The organism is Pseudomonas sp. TWRC1-2, from assembly GCF_049896685.1.
Classification (GTDB): Bacteria; Pseudomonadota; Gammaproteobacteria; order Pseudomonadales; family Pseudomonadaceae; genus Aquipseudomonas.
The window spans coordinates 233,729-249,882 of record NZ_JAFCUU010000001.1 but is presented as its reverse complement, the minus strand read 5'-3'; the positions used below and the strand labels follow the sequence as shown (position 1 = coordinate 249,882).

15 protein-coding genes are annotated in these 16,154 nt (G+C 60.1%); 8 read left to right on the top strand and 7 right to left on the bottom strand.

Annotated elements, in window-relative coordinates; translation table 11 throughout:
* Positions 1-4: 4 nt before the first annotated feature.
* From efeO (ACP7B3_RS01140) to efeO (ACP7B3_RS01130), 3 genes are read left to right on the top strand one after another with little or no spacing between them, the layout of a single operon-like run.
* A complete protein-coding gene (efeO, locus tag ACP7B3_RS01140) occupies positions 5-1,207 on the top strand; it encodes an iron uptake system protein EfeO (protein WP_145160469.1) in 1,203 nt (400 codons plus the stop codon).
* 14 nt (positions 1,208-1,221) lie between these two features.
* Complete coding sequence (efeB, locus tag ACP7B3_RS01135) at positions 1,222-2,529, top strand: iron uptake transporter deferrochelatase/peroxidase subunit (protein ID WP_145160467.1); 1,308 nt, start codon at positions 1,222-1,224, stop codon at positions 2,527-2,529.
* Between the two features lie 26 nt (positions 2,530-2,555).
* A complete protein-coding gene (gene efeO, locus ACP7B3_RS01130) occupies positions 2,556-3,374 on the top strand; it encodes an iron uptake system protein EfeO (protein WP_145160465.1) in 819 nt (272 codons plus the stop codon).
* Between the two features lie 75 nt (positions 3,375-3,449).
* On the opposite strand, the gene ACP7B3_RS01125 is transcribed toward efeO (ACP7B3_RS01130), so the two are convergent.
* On the bottom strand, positions 3,450-3,794 hold the full coding sequence (locus ACP7B3_RS01125) for a hypothetical protein (protein WP_426177324.1): 345 nt from the start codon (positions 3,792-3,794) through the stop codon (positions 3,450-3,452).
* A gap of 372 nt (positions 3,795-4,166) precedes the next feature.
* Positions 4,167-5,510, bottom strand: coding sequence for a CDP-diacylglycerol--serine O-phosphatidyltransferase (pssA, locus tag ACP7B3_RS01120; RefSeq protein WP_426177322.1), 1,344 nt, complete (start codon positions 5,508-5,510; stop codon positions 4,167-4,169).
* A gap of 125 nt (positions 5,511-5,635) precedes the next feature.
* On the opposite strand from pssA, the gene ACP7B3_RS01115 reads away from it, so the two are divergent.
* Positions 5,636-6,199 carry a TetR/AcrR family transcriptional regulator gene (locus ACP7B3_RS01115; RefSeq protein WP_145160461.1) on the top strand — a complete coding sequence of 188 codons (564 nt, stop codon included), beginning with the start codon at positions 5,636-5,638 and terminating at the stop codon, positions 6,197-6,199.
* Positions 6,200-6,252: 53 nt separating this feature from the next.
* Positions 6,253-6,747 (top strand): DUF1348 family protein, encoded by a 495-nt coding sequence (locus tag ACP7B3_RS01110; RefSeq protein ID WP_369302254.1) that lies wholly within the window; start codon positions 6,253-6,255, stop codon positions 6,745-6,747.
* 47 nt (positions 6,748-6,794) lie between these two features.
* Here the strand turns inward: ACP7B3_RS01110 and ACP7B3_RS01105 are convergent, their stop codons facing one another.
* Both ACP7B3_RS01105 and ACP7B3_RS01100 read right to left on the bottom strand, forming a co-directional pair.
* Positions 6,795-7,952 (bottom strand): PQQ-dependent sugar dehydrogenase, encoded by a 1,158-nt coding sequence (locus ACP7B3_RS01105; RefSeq protein ID WP_426177320.1) that lies wholly within the window; start codon positions 7,950-7,952, stop codon positions 6,795-6,797.
* Between the two features lie 12 nt (positions 7,953-7,964).
* Positions 7,965-8,279, bottom strand: coding sequence for a hypothetical protein (locus tag ACP7B3_RS01100; RefSeq protein ID WP_242197002.1), 315 nt, complete (start codon positions 8,277-8,279; stop codon positions 7,965-7,967).
* Positions 8,280-8,462: 183 nt separating this feature from the next.
* On the opposite strand from ACP7B3_RS01100, the gene ACP7B3_RS01095 reads away from it, so the two are divergent.
* Both ACP7B3_RS01095 and ligD read left to right on the top strand, forming a co-directional pair.
* Positions 8,463-9,314 (top strand): Ku protein, encoded by an 852-nt coding sequence (locus ACP7B3_RS01095; RefSeq protein WP_262206642.1) that lies wholly within the window; start codon positions 8,463-8,465, stop codon positions 9,312-9,314.
* Positions 9,315-9,338: 24 nt separating this feature from the next.
* A complete protein-coding gene (ligD, locus tag ACP7B3_RS01090; RefSeq protein WP_426177317.1) occupies positions 9,339-11,849 on the top strand; it encodes a DNA ligase D in 2,511 nt (836 codons plus the stop codon).
* Positions 11,850-11,867: 18 nt separating this feature from the next.
* Here ligD and lpxO read toward each other — a convergent pair whose 3' ends face one another.
* Together lpxO and ACP7B3_RS01080 are read right to left on the bottom strand one after the other, a co-directional pair.
* On the bottom strand, positions 11,868-12,767 hold the full coding sequence (lpxO, locus tag ACP7B3_RS01085) for a lipid A hydroxylase LpxO (protein ID WP_145160448.1): 900 nt from the start codon (positions 12,765-12,767) through the stop codon (positions 11,868-11,870).
* A gap of 255 nt (positions 12,768-13,022) precedes the next feature.
* Positions 13,023-14,366: a Wzz/FepE/Etk N-terminal domain-containing protein gene (locus ACP7B3_RS01080; RefSeq protein ID WP_426178082.1), complete on the bottom strand. Its 1,344-nt coding sequence runs from the start codon at positions 14,364-14,366 to the stop codon at positions 13,023-13,025.
* 371 nt (positions 14,367-14,737) lie between these two features.
* Here ACP7B3_RS01080 and ACP7B3_RS01075 point away from each other — a divergent pair, with 371 nt between their 5' ends.
* Positions 14,738-15,124 (top strand): TIGR03067 domain-containing protein, encoded by a 387-nt coding sequence (locus tag ACP7B3_RS01075; protein WP_426177315.1) that lies wholly within the window; start codon positions 14,738-14,740, stop codon positions 15,122-15,124.
* A gap of 137 nt (positions 15,125-15,261) precedes the next feature.
* Here ACP7B3_RS01075 and ACP7B3_RS01070 read toward each other — a convergent pair whose 3' ends face one another.
* Positions 15,262-16,074, bottom strand: coding sequence for a class I SAM-dependent methyltransferase (locus ACP7B3_RS01070; protein WP_426177313.1), 813 nt, complete (start codon positions 16,072-16,074; stop codon positions 15,262-15,264).
* Positions 16,075-16,154 lie beyond the last annotated feature (80 nt).

Below are 16,154 nucleotides of genomic sequence, written 5' to 3'. Positions count from 1 at the left end.
TCTCTTGTCCAACCCAACCCCTCAACCGGCTTTGCCTTCCCGCGCCCTGCGCTGGGCGGTGGCCGGCTCGGTGGTCGTGATGATCGGCGCCGGTGCGCTGTTCTATTACGCCTCGCAATTGGCCGCCGCCAAACGTCAGACCAACCACAATGAAATCGCGGTGACCATCCATGGCCACGCTTGCGAACCCAACGCGTTGACCGTGCCCGCCGGGCACGCGAGCTTTCGCATCATCAACCGCTCCGACCGCGCGGTGGAATGGGAAATCCTCGACGGCGTGCTGGTGATCGAGGAGCGCGAAAATATCGCCCCTGGCCTGAGCCAGGTGATCAACGCCAACCTGCTGCCCGGCGACTATGCAATCACCTGCGGGCTGTTGAGCAACCCGCGCGGCACGTTGCACGTGACGCCGACGGCTGAGTCCGACGCCCAGGCCAAGGCCAAGCCGTCGATGGTGGCGTTTATCGGCCCGCTGTCGGAGTTCCGCGTGTACCTGAGCGGCCAGGGCAGTGCGCTGGTCAAGGCCGTTACGGCGCTGCAACAGGCCATTGAAGCCGGTGACCTGGCTCAGGCGCAGGCCCTCTATGTGCCGGCCCGTGAGGCCTACCAGCGCCTGGCGCCGGCTTCGCAACGCCTGGCCGAGTTGGATAACGCCATCAACGCACGCGCCGACTACTTTGAAAAGCGCGAGCAAGACCCGGCGTTCAGCGGCTTCCATCGCCTCGAATACAGCCTGTTCCAGCAGCACAGCCTTGAGGGCCTGGCCCCGATTGCGCAACGCCTGGTCACCGACGTCACCACGCTCAAGCAACAACTGCTGGCCCAATCGCTGCCACCGGAACAACTGGTGAGCATTGTGGTGCGCAACCTCAACAGCCTGGCGGATGTACGCGCCGCCAGCGGTGAAGAGGAACGCTACAGCCATATCGACGTGAACGGGTTTGCCGCCAACCTGGAAGCGGCCCACAAGGTGGTGGAGCTGATGCGCCCGTTGTTGACCAAATCCGCAGCGGACCTGCTGCCGAAAATCGACAGTGCCCTCGCCGCCTTCGATACCGAGCTCAATGGTTTGAAAGTCGACGGCCAGTACCGCCGCTACGACAGCGTCACCGCCGATCAGCGCAAGCAGATCGCCGACAAGGCCAAGGCTCTGGCCGCTGTACTCGATGGAATCGACCCCGCCCTTGGCCTTTCCGGCCTGCAGTGAAGACGAACTAACAGATGAGTGATTCAGAACAGTTTTGCCCGCAACGTCGCCGTGTCCTGCTGGGCATGGCGGCCACCGGCGCCGCGATTGCCGGCAGCAGCTTGAGCTGCCCGGCCATGGCGGCGGCTGCGGCCGAGCAAGTCACCACTGCACCGCGCAGTGACAAGACGCAGGACCACCACGATTTTTTCGGCAAGCACCAGAGCGGCATCGTCACCCCACGCCCGGCCTGCGGCATGCTGGTGGCGTTTGACGTACTGGCCAGTGATCGCGAAGACTTGGAGCGTCTGTTTCGCACATTGAACGAGCGCATCAGCTTCCTGATGACCGGCGGCACCGTGCCGCAAGTCGACCCGAAACTGCCGCCTACCGATTCCGGCATTCTGGGCCCGGTGGTCACGCCGGATAACCTGACCATCACCGTATCCGTCGGCGAGTCGCTGTTCGATGAGCGCTTCGGCCTCACCGCCGTCAAACCCAAGCGCCTGAGCCGCATGGTCGGCTTCCCCAACGACGCATTGGAGCCGGCGCAGTGCCACGGTGACCTGAGCCTGCAATTCAGCTCAAACACCCCGGACACCAATATCCACGCCCTGCGCGACATCGTCAAAAACCTGCCGGACCTGCTGCTGGTGCGCTGGAAACAGGAAGGCAGCGTGCCGCCGCAAGCGCCGGCCAAACCCGGCGAGCCTGCGCAGAGCGCGCGTAATTTTCTCGGTTTCCGTGACGGTTCGGCCAACCCGAACTCCAACGACGACAAGGCCATGGACCAGATTGTCTGGGTGCAGCCCGGCAGCGACGAGCCCGCCTGGGCCGCCAACGGCAGCTACCAGGCCGTGCGCATCATCCGCAATTTCGTCGAGCGCTGGGACCGTACCCCGCTGCAAGAGCAGGAAAGCATTATCGGGCGCATCAAACCCACCGGCGCGCCCATGGATGGCGACAAGGAAAGCCAGGTTCCCGACTACAGCAAGGACCCGGAAGGCAAGCTGACCAAGCTCGATGCCCACATCCGCCTGGCCAACCCGCGCACCCCGCAGACTCAGGCCAACCTGATCCTGCGTCGGCCGTTCAACTACTCCAACGGCGTCAACAAAAACGGTCAGCTGGACATGGGGCTGTTGTTCATCTGCTACCAGGCTGACCTGGAGAAAGGCTTCATCAGCGTGCAAACCCGGCTCAACGGCGAGCCTCTGGAGGAATACCTCAAGCCGGTCGGCGGCGGGTACTTCTTCACCTTGCCGGGGGTCACAGGGCCCAAGGATTTCATCGGGCGCACGCTACTCGCTGCAACGCACCCTCAAACCACTGCCAACACCTAAAACAAACCAGAGCGGAAAAACGTCCCATGAAGAAGTCGACTATCGCGTTGTCGTTGTTAATGACCCTCTCACCGCTGGCAGCATTCGCCGCTACCGCGCCACTGGACCTGGTAGGCCCGGTGTCGGACTACAAGATCTACGTCACCGAAGAAATCGGTGAGCTGGTCACCCAGACCAAGGCGTTCACCGACGCCATCAACAAGGGCGACCTGGCCACCGCCCAGAAGCTCTACGCCCCGACCCGTGTTCACTATGAGTCCATCGAGCCGATCGCCGAGCTGTTCAGCGACCTCGACGCCTCCATCGACTCGCGCGTTGACGACCACGAAAAAGGCGTGACCGCCGAAGACTTCACCGGCTTCCACCGCATCGAGTACGTGCTGTTCTCCGAGAAGACCACCAAAGGCCTCGAAGCGCTGACCGCCAAACTCAACACTGACGTCAACGACCTGAAAACCCGGGTTGACGGCCTGACCTTCCCACCTGAGAAAGTCGTCGGCGGTGCTGCTGCCCTGCTGGAAGAAGTGGCCGCCACCAAGATTTCCGGTGAGGAAGATCGTTACAGCCACACCGACCTGTATGACTTCCAGGGCAACATCGACGGCGCGAAGAAAATCGTCGACCTGTTCCGCGGCCAGATCGAGAAGCAAGACAAGGTCTTCCTGACCAAAGTCGACAAGAACTTCGCTGCCGTGGACAAAATCCTGGCCAAGTACAAAACCAAGGATGGCGGCTTTGAAACCTACGACAAAGTGAAGGAAAACGACCGCAAGGCCTTGGTGGGCCCAGTCAACACCTTGGCTGAAGACCTGTCGACCCTGCGCGGCAAGCTCGGCCTGAACTGATAAAAAGCCCCAGGCCCTGCACTCGCGCAAGTGCAGGGCCTGGGACTGCTTCAGCCTGGTGTCGGGTTTGACCGCTTAGACGGCCATTGGGGTTGTCGATTTGAAGTCAGCCAATGGCGTGGCATCCGCCCTCCCCGTTTTTGGATTGATCGCATACCAGAAGCCATTGACCGCTGGCGCGATAACGGCGATTCCCTGGCTGGTTCCAGCCACGCCCGTCGGCGTAGGCGCGGGTGCAGGATCCCACCCTCCCGCCAACCAGTAAGCCCTCAACTTCTCCTCAACGGTTAACAAGTGTGGCGCTGTCTTGCCCAGCATCGAAGCGCTGGGGGCCAGATGCGACAATTTGAACAGGCCCTTGATGGCGGCATTTACCAGTTGCGCATAACCGTCCGCCGGATTCATCACCGCACTGGGCATGCAGCATTGCTGAGCGCGTCAATGAATGGCCGGATCGAGGCGTTACGAGGAATGGGCTGGTCGTTGATGTCGCCAGTCATCAACCAGTAAATGAGGGCTTGTTGCCGTTTTCCATCCGCTCTGCGTGCGTCGATGTCCTGCGGAAAGCCTCGGCCTGCGCGCTCTGCTTCGGCCGAATGGCCAGTACTTGCCGGTGAGTTTTCGCGCTTGTAGCGCAGTGCGGCCTGTTCAAACCTGGCTTGCGTCAGTTGCCCGTCCAGCCGGCGTGGCGCGCCTGCCAGTGACGCATGTTCAGCGTTGCGGGAACTGTCCTGAGGGGTGGGTGCGGCCGGGCCGGAATCAGGCCCGGCTGCTGCTCTACGCCATGAGGGTTCACAAGATGCGATAAAGCAACCGCTCGATGCGCACGCGGCTGACCCGTCGCAGGAACTTGCCAACAGCCGGCGGATAGTCCACCAGGGTCTGCAGCTGTTGATACCCTTCGATGCGCGTGGTGTGCTGGAAAATCTGCGCCAGTTCGGTACGCCGCGGCTCCAGCCACTGGCCGCGCGGGTCATCGATGAGCAAGGCGTTTTCCAGATCGAGTCGGAACGCCCGTGGGTTCAGATTGTTGCCGGTGAGCAAGGTGTAGCGCTGGTCAACCCACATGCCCTTGAGGTGATAGGTGTTGTCGCCGTCGCGCCACAGGTGCAGGTTCAACTGGCCGCTGTCGATCGTCGGCTGATGGCGTTTGGCGAAGCGGCGCAGGCTGATTTCATACAAATAAGGCAACGCCGCGATCACCTTGAACGGCTCGCTGGGCGGGATGTAGAAGTCGTTGGCGGTTTTGTCGCCAACAATGATGTCGATCTTGACCCCGCGCGCCAGGGCGCGATTGATTTCCCGGGTCACCGGCAGTGGCAGGTTGAAATACGGCGTGCAGATAGTCAGCTGATGCTGGGCACTGGCGATCAACTCGAGGATCACGCGGTTCAAAGGGTTGTTCTTGCCGACGCCCAGCAGCGGGCTTACCAGCATGTGGCCGTTGGGCAACAGCCCGGCAGTGGTGTCATACGCCGCATGCTTGAGGCGGCTGCGCAAGTCGCCGATATCGTTGCGCAGGCTGCGGGTGGTGGGCGGGTTCGGCAGGTCCAGGCGATGCACGGCCTTGGAGGCAATCAAGCCGTGCTCCAGCAAATGCTGCATCGAGTCGGCCAGCGCCTGGCTGTGGATCAGGTGGTAGCGGTCAAAACGGTACTTGTCGAACTTGTGCAGGTACACGTTATTCAAGCTGGCGCCGCTGTAGAGCACGCTGTCGTCGATCACAAAGCCCTTGAGGTGCAGCACGCCGAACAGTTCACGGGTCTGCACCGGCACCCCGTACACCGGCACTTCGCTGGCGTGGCGTTGGGTCATGGCCTGGTACCAGGCACTGTTGCCGGGTTGCTTGCCTGCGCCAATCAGGCCGCGCTGGGCGCGCAGCGAGTCAACCACCACCACAATGTCCAGCGTTGGCCGTGCAGCCTTGGCGGCGTGCAAGGCATCGTAGATCTCCTGGCCGGCTTCATCCTGCTGCAAGTAGAGCGCGACGATGTAGATGCGCCGCGTGGCCTGGGGGATTTTCTCCAGCAGGCAACGGCGAAACGCATCGGCGCCGGACAGCACGTCGATCGACTCGGGAGACAGTGGGAAACCACGCAGTTTTGGCAACAGGGAGCGTTTGAAGAACGACGGCATAAGGCTCGCAATGGGTCGAATCCGAAGAGGCCCCGAGCTTACACCATGGGGCAGCTCAGGTCTCGTCGCCCGCGATGGAAAAAAGTTAATTGACCATGGAGAACGATCGTTCTACTGTGCACGGCATGAATGAATCAATCAGCAATGACACCCGCGATATTATCCTCGATGTTACCGAGAAGTTGATCTATCGCCATGGCATCGCCGCCACCGGCATGGACTTGCTGGTGAAAACCGCGGGCGTCTCGCGCAAAAGTATTTACCGGTACTTCGCCAATAAAGATGAGTTGGTGATTGCCGCCCTGCACCGCCGCGATGAGCGCTGGATGCAGTGGCTGCGCAGCGAAGTCGAACGCAGTGAAGGCAGTGGAGAACGCCTGCTGGCGCTGTTCGACGCCCTCAAGGCGTGGTTTGGCTCGGCAGACTTTCGCGGGTGCGCCTTCATCAACACCAGTGGTGAAACCGGCGACCCGCACGACCCGGTGCGCTTGCTGGCCAAGGCGCATAAACGCAAACTCTTCGATTACGCACTGCAACTGTGCAAAGCACATGGCACCCCCGACCCTGAACAGCAGGCCGCGCAACTGCTGATCTTGATCGACGGCGCCATTACCGTTGCCCTGGTGATGGGTGATTCAACAGCTGCTGATAATGCGCAATGCATGGCGCGAACGTTATTGCAACTTTGAACGCATCAACTGCGCAACTTTCGATAGGCCTCATTGTTTTCAGGAGCTGCCCCATGTCATCCAAGGCACCGTCATCCGACGCAGAAGTTCGCCCGCCACTGCCACCGTTTACCCGCGAGTCGGCCATCGAAAAGGTTCGCCTGGCCGAAGACGGTTGGAATTCCCGCGACCCGCACCGCGTGTCGCTGGCCTACACACTGGACACGCAATGGCGCAATCGCGCTGAATTTGCGCACAACCGCGAAGAGGCCAAGGGTTTTCTGACCCGCAAGTGGGCCAAGGAGCTGGACTATCGGCTGATCAAGGAATTGTGGGCCTTCACCGGTAACCGTATCGCCGTGCGCTATGCCTACGAATGGCACGACGATTCCGGCAACTGGTTCCGCTCCTACGGCAATGAGAACTGGGAGTTCGACGAGAACGGTCTAATGGCCAACCGCTTTGCATGCATCAATGACCTGCCGATCAAGGCCAGCGAACGCAAGTTTCACTGGCCGCTGGGCCGGCGCCCGGATGATCATCCGGGGCTGTCCGACCTCGGGCTTTAAGCCGGTTGCAATGCAAAATGTGGGAGCGGGCAACCCCGCTCTCGCATTCAGTCCTGGTTCAGGCCGACCCGATACAGCACACCGTTATCCTCATCAGTCAGCACATACAGAAACCCATCCGGCCCCTGCCGCACATCGCGGATGCGCGCTTTCAAACCTGCGAGCAAACGCTCTTCATGGATCACCTTGTCGCCGTCGAACTGCAGGCGGATCAACTCCTGGCTGGCCAAAGCGCCAATGAACAAGTTGTGCTGCCACGCCTTGAAGCGGTCGGCGTCATAAAACGCCATGCCACTGATCCCCGGTGATTTCTCCCAGACGTGATGAGGCGCCACGGTGCCTTCCACCGTCTTGCCCTTGGCCTCGGGAATCGGTGTCAGCGAATAATTGATGCCGTGGGTCGCCAATGGCCAACCGTAATTCTTGCCGCGCTCGATGATGTTGATTTCATCACCACCGCGTGGCCCGTGTTCGTTTTCCCAGATGGTGCCACTCCAGGGATTCATCGCCAGCCCTTGCGGGTTGCGCTGGCCGTAGGACCAGATTTCGGGGCGTACGCCCTGCTGACCAACAAAGGGGTTGTCCTCCGGCACGCGGCCGTCCGGGAAGATCCGCACCACCTTGCCTTGCAGTTTGTCCAGGTCCTGGGCGGTCGGGCGATCATTGTTTTCACCCAGGGTCACGAACAGGTAGCCATCGCGGTCGAAGGCCAACCGCGAGCCAAAGTGATTGCCGGTGGACAGCTTGGGCTCCTGGCGCAGGATCACGTTGAAATCCTTCAGGCCGCTCAGGTCATCAGCCAAGCGCCCGCGTCCGACGGCGGTGCCGGCCTTGCCACCCTCGCCGCCGCCTTCGGCGTACGACAGGTAGACCATGCGGTCCTGCTTGAAGTCCGGCGACAGCACCACATCCAGCAAACCGCCCTGCCCTTTGGCCCACACTTGGGGCACGCCGGTCAACGGTGCAGAAAGCTTGCCGTCGGGGCTGACAAAACGCAGATGACCTGGGCGTTCGGTCACCAGAAAGCCTTGCTTGTCCGGCAGAAACGCCACTGCCCAGGGATGGTCGAGGCCTTTGACGATGGGGGTCGCGGTGATGCTGCCTTGTTCGCTCGGGAATTGCTGGGCATCGGCGGCGTAAACCGCAGCCAGTGGCAGCAGCGTGGTTGCGCAAATAGCGGCTAGAAGGGTTTTGCGTAGCAACATAAGACGGAGTCCTTACCGGCGATTGCCGTTGGCGTCATAGGTGGGGGCTTTGGTGTCGGTCGTGGGACGGCTCGGGGCGGCCTCACGCTTGGGATAGCGATTGCCAATGCCGCCGTTTTGCACGGTGGGTGCGGGGCTGGTCGGCCCGGTCTGAATCCCGCGTGTCGCCGGCGCATTGGGCTGGGTGCCCTGCATGCTGTTGGGGTTGGCCCGATGAATAGGGCTGTTGTTGGAGTCGTAGCTGCCAGGCAGGTTTTGCGCCTGGGCCAATGGCGTAAGCGCCAGGCCCAACGCCAGTACTGCAAGGTGACGCACACAGCTGTTCATGACAAAGCCTCTCTGGGGCAGTGGTACGTGCTTTCGATAACACGCTACGCCTTGGGTTCGGCTTTCGACACTAAATAGTTTCTCATCAGGTGTAACACAATCTGTCCGCGCATCTGCTCGCCGAAACTTTTCCCGGCGCCTGTGAGTCACCAGAACACAGTCTCTTCTCAAGGAATTGCAGGCATGCCAAGGGCAATCTGGAAAGGCGCGATCAGCTTCGGCTTGGTCCACATCCCGGTATCACTGGTCTCAGCCACGTCTTCCCAAGGCGTTGATTTTGACTGGCTGGACAAACGCAGCATGGACCCGGTGGGCTACAAACGCATCAACAAGACCACCGGCAAGGAAGTCACCAAAGAGAACATCGTCAAGGGCGTGGCGTTCGAGAAAGGCCGCTACGTGGTGCTCAGCGAGGACGAAATTCGCTCGGCGCACCCCAAGTCGACCCAGACCATCGAAATCATCGCCTTTGTCGCCAGCGACCAGATCCCGCTGCAAAACATCGACACGCCCTACTTCCTGGCCCCGGACAAACGCGGCGGCAAGGTCTACGCACTGCTGCGCGAAACCCTGAAAAAAACCGGCAAGGTCGCCCTGGCCAATGTGGTGCTGCACACCAAGCAGCACCTGGCGGCGTTAATGCCGCTGGAATCGGCGCTGGTGCTGGTGATGCTGCGGTGGCCTGCCGAGGTGCGCAGCCTGGACGAACTGGAACTGGGCAGCGACGTCACCAAGCCGAGCCTGGCCAAAGGCGAGCTGGACATGGCCAAACGCCTGGTGGAGGACATGAGCGCCGACTGGCAGCCCGACGAATACCGCGACAGTTTCCAGGACAAAATCATGGCGCTGGTGGCGAAGAAGGCCAAGGCCGGCAAGATCGAAGATGTGGAAAGCCAGGAAGGCAGCGAGGAGCGCAAATCGGCGGATGTCATCGACCTCACCGAACTGCTCAAGCGCAGCCTGGCCGGCAAGCCCGCCGCCAAGCCCGCAACAAAAAAGCCTGCCGCGAAGAAATCCGCCAAAAAGGCCTCTTGAGCCCGCCCTTTGCTGGAGAACGACATGGCAAAGCCCCTGAGCGAATACAACCGCAAACGTGATTTCGGGATTACCGCCGAGCCAGCCGGCAGTGCGCCCCCGGGCAAACGCAAAGCCTCGGCGCTGTCGTTCGTGATTCAAAAACACGACGCGCGCAACCTGCACTATGACTTTCGCCTGGAGCTCGATGGCGTGCTCAAAAGCTGGGCGGTGCCCAAAGGCCCCAGCCTGGACCCCACCCAGAAACGCCTGGCGGTGCACGTTGAAGATCACCCGCTCAGCTATGGCAATTTCGAGGGCAACATTCCGGCGGGGCAATACGGCGCGGGCGATGTGATCGTGTGGGACCGCGGTGTCTGGCAGCCCCATGAAGACCCGCACAAGGCCTACGCGGCCGGCAAACTCAAGTTCACCTTGGTCGGCGAAAAACTCTCCGGCGACTGGGCCCTGGTGCGCACCCGTCTCAAAGGCAGCGGCGACAAGCAACAGTGGCTGCTGATCAAGGAAAAGGACCAGCAGGCGCGCCCCTCCAATGACTACGACATCGTCGAGGCCGAGCCCAAAAGCGTGCTCAGCGACGCCTCGGTCGGCAAATCCAGGCCGCCGGCGAAACGCCAGAAAGCCGCGGCCGCTAAAAAAGCCCCCGTCGCCAAACGCGCCGAGGCATTGCCCGAGCAATTTGCCCCGCAGTTGGCGACTCTGGTCGATCGCGCGCCCGAAGGTGACTGGCAATACGAAATCAAGTTCGACGGCTACCGCATGCTGGCGCGCATTCGCGACGGTGAAGTGCGTCTGTTCACCCGCAACGGCAATGACTGGACCGACCGCCTGCCGCGTCAGGTCAAAGCGCTGCAAACCCTCAAGCTCAAGGACAGCTGGCTCGACGGTGAAGTGGTCAGCCTCAATGGCGAGGGGTTGCCGGACTTCCAGGCGCTGCAAAATGCCTTCGACATCGGCCGCAGCCTGGACATCGTGTATTACCTGTTCGACGCGCCCTTTCTCGACGGCCAGGATCAGCGCAGCGCACCGGTACAAGAGCGCCGCGCTGCGCTCAAAGCCGCGCTGTCCGCAAGCCGCAGCAAACTGCTGCGGTTCTCCGAAGCCTTCGCCGCCAACCAGCGCGACATTTTCGAGAGCGCCTGCGACCTGGCGCTGGAGGGCGTGATCGGCAAGCGCGTCGGCAGCCCATATGTGTCGAGCCGCAATGCCGACTGGATCAAACTCAAATGCCGTTTGCGCCAGGAGTTCGTGATCATCGGTTACACGCGGCCTCAGGGCTCGCGCAGTGGCTTTGGCGCGCTGTTGCTGGCTGTCAATGACGATTCCGGGCTGGTCTATGCCGGGCGTGTCGGTACCGGGTTTGATCAGGCATCGTTGAAGGCTATCTATGCACAGCTCACGCCCCTGGAACGCAAGACCTCGCCGCTGCACAAGCCGCTGACCAGCGCCCAGGCGCGCGGCGTGCACTGGGTGGAACCGCAGTTGGTTGGCGAGGTGAATTTTGCCGAGTGGACCCGCGAAGGCGTAGTGCGCCAAGCATCATTTATTGCGTTGCGCACCGACAAGCCGGTGGCGCAGATCATTCACGAGTTACCGCGCAAAGCCACGTCCGTCACCAAGGCGGCCCCCAAGGCCAAAAAGGTCAGCAGCGGCGTGACCATCACGCACCCTGACCGGGTGATCGACAAGCAGAGCGGTACGCAAAAACAGCAATTGGCCGACTTCTATCAAGGCATCAGCGCATGGATTCTGCCGTTTCTGCAGCACCGCCCGGTGTCGCTGCTGCGCGCTCCCGAAGGAATTGAGGGCGAGCAGTTCTTCCAAAAGCATTCCGAGCGCCTGGCTATTCCGAATATCAAACAGTTGGACCCGGCACTGGACCCCGGTCATGCGCGCCTGCTGGAGATCGACACCGCCGACGCCCTGATCGGCGCCGTGCAAATGGGCACCGTCGAATTGCACACCTGGGGCGCGACTGTCGACAAAATCGAAGCGCCTGACCTGTTCGTGCTCGACCTTGACCCGGACCCGGCACTGCCGTGGAAAGCCATGCTGGAAGCGGCGCAACTCACGTTGTCGGTTCTGGATGAGATTGGGCTGCAAGCGTTTGTCAAAACCAGCGGCGGTAAAGGCTTGCACCTGGTGGTGCCGCTGGCGCGCCGGGACGGCTGGGACAGCGTCAAAGCCTTCGCCAAGGCCATCGCGCAGTTCATGGCAGCGCAGTTGCCGGAACGGTTTACCGCGACGTCGGGCCCAAAAAACCGCATCGGCAAGATCTTTATCGACTACCTGCGTAATGCACGCGGCGCGAGTACGGTGGCCGCTTATTCGGTGCGCGCACGGCCTGGCCTGCCGGTATCGGTACCGGTGAGTCGAGAGGAGTTGAATGGTTTGCGCGGCGCCCAGCAGTGGACCGTCGCCAACCTGCATGAACGCTTGGATAAACTCAAAGCCGACCCGTGGGCCGGCTACGCCAATCGGCAGAAGATTACGAAGAAGATGTGGGACAAACTGGGCGCGAAACCACCCGCGTGATTCGCGCCCGGGCGGGTTTCAGATAAGGATAAAGATCAACGCCAGGCCGGCGAAGATCGCCCACTTTTCCAAGTAATAGCGTGCGCGATTGCGCTTTTTCAGCTCTTTACCGCGCAGGCGAATCTTGTACAGGCGGGTGAACGCGCGGTTCAGGCCGCCGGTCTTGTCGCCATCATCATTGGGCGAACCGGCGGCCGCCATCACGTTGCGGCTGAACCAACGGTTGAACGCCGCGGCCCAGCGGTATTTCATCGGCCGCTCAATGTCGCAGAACAAGATGATGCGGTTCTGCTGCGTGGTGTTTTCCGCGTAATGAATGTAGGTCTCATCAAACATTACTGGCTCGCCGTCGCGCCAGTAATAGCTTTCGCCGTCCACGTTGATGTAGCAGCCAGGATCGTTAGGCGTGTCCAGACCCAGGTGATAGCGGTAGGAGCCGGCGTACGGGTCGCGGTGGCGCACCAGCTTGGAGCCAGGCGGCAACTCGGCGAACATCGCTGCCTTGATCGAGCCAATGCTCTGCACCAGCTCGGTGGTGCGCGGGCACAGCTTCATCGCCGACGGGTGGCTGTCGCCGTACCACTTGAGGTAGAAACGCTTCCAGCCCGACTTGAAGAACGAGTTGAAACCGACATCGTTGTACTGCTCGGAACGCTTGATCTCGCCCATGCGCATCAGGTTCTGGCCTTCCTGGCGGATTTCTTGCCAGTGCTCTTGCAACGGGCTCAGGTCGGGAAAATCGCCGGGCGACAAAAAGGGACGGCTTGGCTGCTTGGAAAACAGGTAAAGGAAGCAGTTGATCGGCGCAAGGAACGTCGAGTGATCGCTAAGCTGGCGGCCCAACTTGTGTCGCACCCGGCCACGCAGATGGACATACGCAATGGAGGCAACGTAGAGAGCAACAATGATGAGTTTCAAGGGATTCGTCACACGTCAGAAGAGAACAGGCTGCTCCTGCGTGCCCACAACGGCCGAGGATGGATAAGCAGCACCTGAAATCACGATTACACATAGGCGACTGGACGGGTTGGTTACAATCCGGACCAAGGCCATTGGCCGTTATTTAGCCACAGTTTGTAACCAAAGGTTAACTAAGAATTGTGAAAAGCTGTCCACAGACAGGCTCAAAGCCAGCGTGGGCCAGCATTGACGCTGGCCCATTGACAGTCGCGCTTATGGCAGCGGCTGATCGTCCGTAGGCTCACGGCGTGGGCGGCGGTCGGTCTCTTGGGTCACGTACGGTTCAGCATTGCGATGCGTCAGCACGAAGTGACGGATCAATGCAGCCAGCACGCCTAGGAATAACCCCACGACCAGGCTCACCGCGACAATCAGCGATTTTTTCGGCTTGATCGAGGTCAGCGGCTCCTGAGCGCGACGGTCGATGGAAACCAGCTTCAGGTTGCTCATGTCGATGTTGAGGCCTTTCAAGCGGGCGATTTCGGCCCGCAGCGGCTCAACGTCTTGCAGGAAGATGTCCTCATTCCCACGCTTTCGCAGGACTTCAACTTCACGGTTGGTCTCAAGTAATTGCAGCTCTTTGCCAATTTCCGCGATTCGGCTATTGGTGAAGTCATCGCTGGTACGCTGTAGCAATGCGGTTCGCTCGGCTTCCAGAGCCTCGGTGCCGAGGAAATACAACGGAATCTTCTGGTTGTTGATCTCGGTGCGTACCACCTGGCTGGAACCAGCTCCTACGGTGTCGGCCATGGACGACGGCGTTGTAGGCTTTTTGATGCCCATGGATTTGGCGATCGAGATCGCTTCAGCCAATTCCGCCAAGCGATTGGTGCGCTCCATTTTCATCTGCAGGCGCAGCCCGCTGAGCTCATCCTGCAAGCGGGCGCGCTTGACCCGGTCAACTTCAAGCAGCGTGGCGATCTTCGATTCCTTTCCGGTATCATAGTTGGCGCGCGCCGCGTCAATCTTGCCTTTGAGCTCGGTCAAACGGTTATTGACGATGACCTTGAGGTCGGCGCCGACCTGCTCACGCTCCGCTGCAACGGCATAGTCGACAAACCCGTTGAGGATCGCGACTCCGTCTACACCCGCTGGGTATTGCATCTCCAGACGCACATAACTGCTCAACGAATCGGACTTCTTCGGGTCTGGCAGGATCAGGTTGATCGAGTTGCGGTTGAAGTCTTCAAAGCTCTGCTCAAGGCTTTGCCCTGGCTTCTGAAAGGCCCTGAACAGTTCTTCGTGGCTTTTGAAGAAACCCAGGCGGGCCCCATAGGAATCCATTTGGGCGCCGACCTTTTCCAGCGCATCGGCGGGTGGCAGCTTATAGATTTCGGAGCGGTTCAACGCGTCTAGTTCATTGATGGCTGCCGGGCGCAGCACACTGCTGACCTCATATGTCTTGGAAGCGAGCATTGCATAACCCGTCCCCAGTATTCCCGCCAGAATCGCACAACCCACTACCAGTTTTTTTTGCCGCCAAATGACTTGAAACAATTCAAACAAATCAATTTCATCTGGCGTTGCAGGCGAATTGAGCGGAGAAGTTCGATTCAAAATAAAAACACCTAAAAAAGACATCAAAAAGCCATCACCCCATTCAATCCGAACATAGGTTCGAATGACGGAGAGACCAGAGACAACGCCATGGCACAGTGACCAATGACACTCAGACCACACACTAATGCGAAAAATCCTACGCAATTATAGATTGTTTCTATTTCATGTCGATGACTATGCAGGGCCCTTGTGAATGTATGTCAGAGAATGTCACAAGCGTAGTCAATAGTTCAGTAAATCTGTGCCCGCTAGCGAGCAAACCCTTTTAGGTACATTTAGGTCACCACGCGGTTACAATTCGCGCCGTTAAAACGTTCGGCACTTAAGGTGCTCACCCCTCAATCCAGCCCCTGCAACAAGGAATGTGCATGCACTCTTTCTCAGATCCGGACTATCAAACTCTTCAAGGCGCTTGGGAGCAGACCGCCCTCGAAGACAGTGGCGTGCTCAACCCTGCCGACGCGCATAGCGCGCCGGGAGCAATCACGACGATTGCCGGGGACACGTTCGAAGTGAAGACGACCGAGGGCGAGGTATTGCTTGCGGGCCGGTTTACGCTGGACAGCAGCACTTCGCCCAAAAGCATCACCTGGGTCGATGCCATCGGCGAAGATGCCGGCAAGCCACTGCCCGCCAGCTATCGCCTGGACGGTGATGATTTTGTGTTTATCGCCGCCGATGCGGGCATGCCAAGGCCAACGGTATTCAGCACGAAACCAGGGCAAACCATGCGCACTTTTGTGCGCAAAGGCTGATCGGCCGCCATCCGAACTTGCGACATGGTTTTCACACGGCCTTCACTTTCCGGCCTATAGGGTGAGGCCTACCTACTCCAGTGAATCACTTGGCCCGCCTCTCCTCGCGGGCTTTTTTTTGCGCGTGGGAAAACCGCTCAGGCGCAGCGCTTGGTGGCGGTCAGGGTGAAACACAGCGGCAATTGGGCCGGCTGATGGGCGTACTGCTCGTAGAGTTCTTCGCGGTTGCAGTGCGGGTATTCCTGCAGGTGCTCGATCTGCAGCTGCGCCGCTATTGCGCCACTCACCACGCTCCCCAGGGTATGCACGTACCAATAGGACGTCGGACCGGCAACCTCGCCCTGCCCTTCGTAGACAATCGACTGCTGCAGCACGAACGGATCGCGCTGAAAATATGAACTCACCGGCAGCAGTGGATTGGCAGCCCTCGGGTCAAACACCTCCAGAAACGGATGAGTTTCGTAGACCACCAGCGTGCCGCCGGGCTTGAGTGCACTCGCCACATGTCGCATGAACAGCGCCACATCGGGCATCCAGTTGAGTACGCCAATGGTCACCAGGGCGAGGTCGAAACGCCCCAGCAGAGGTTCGGGCAGGTGATGGATATCGGCTTCAATGAACTCGGGGTCATGCGGCGACACCTCGGCCAATTCCCACGCCTGTTGCAGAAACGCCTGTGATTGGTCGACGCCCACCACACGGCGGGCACCCAGGCCGAACAGTGACAGGCTTTCACGCCCGTTGTTACAGCCCAACTGCACCACATCTTTGCCAGCAACGCCGACGTCTTGCAGCAACGCTGTGATCGTTGGATCCAGGCACGAAAAGTCCGCCCGGGCGACCGACTCCAGCAGCGTCTTCCAAGTGGCGGTGTCTTTGTGCAGCCTGGCGGAGGCATCCCAGGCATCCTTGTTACGAGCAATCGCCTGTTGGGCTGAGGGCATCTCCATTTGCATCTCCAGATCGTCATGACAGCGGGCTTCGGAAAATAAGGCAATTGCCCATCAGATAAAACCCTTTCGGGCGACGA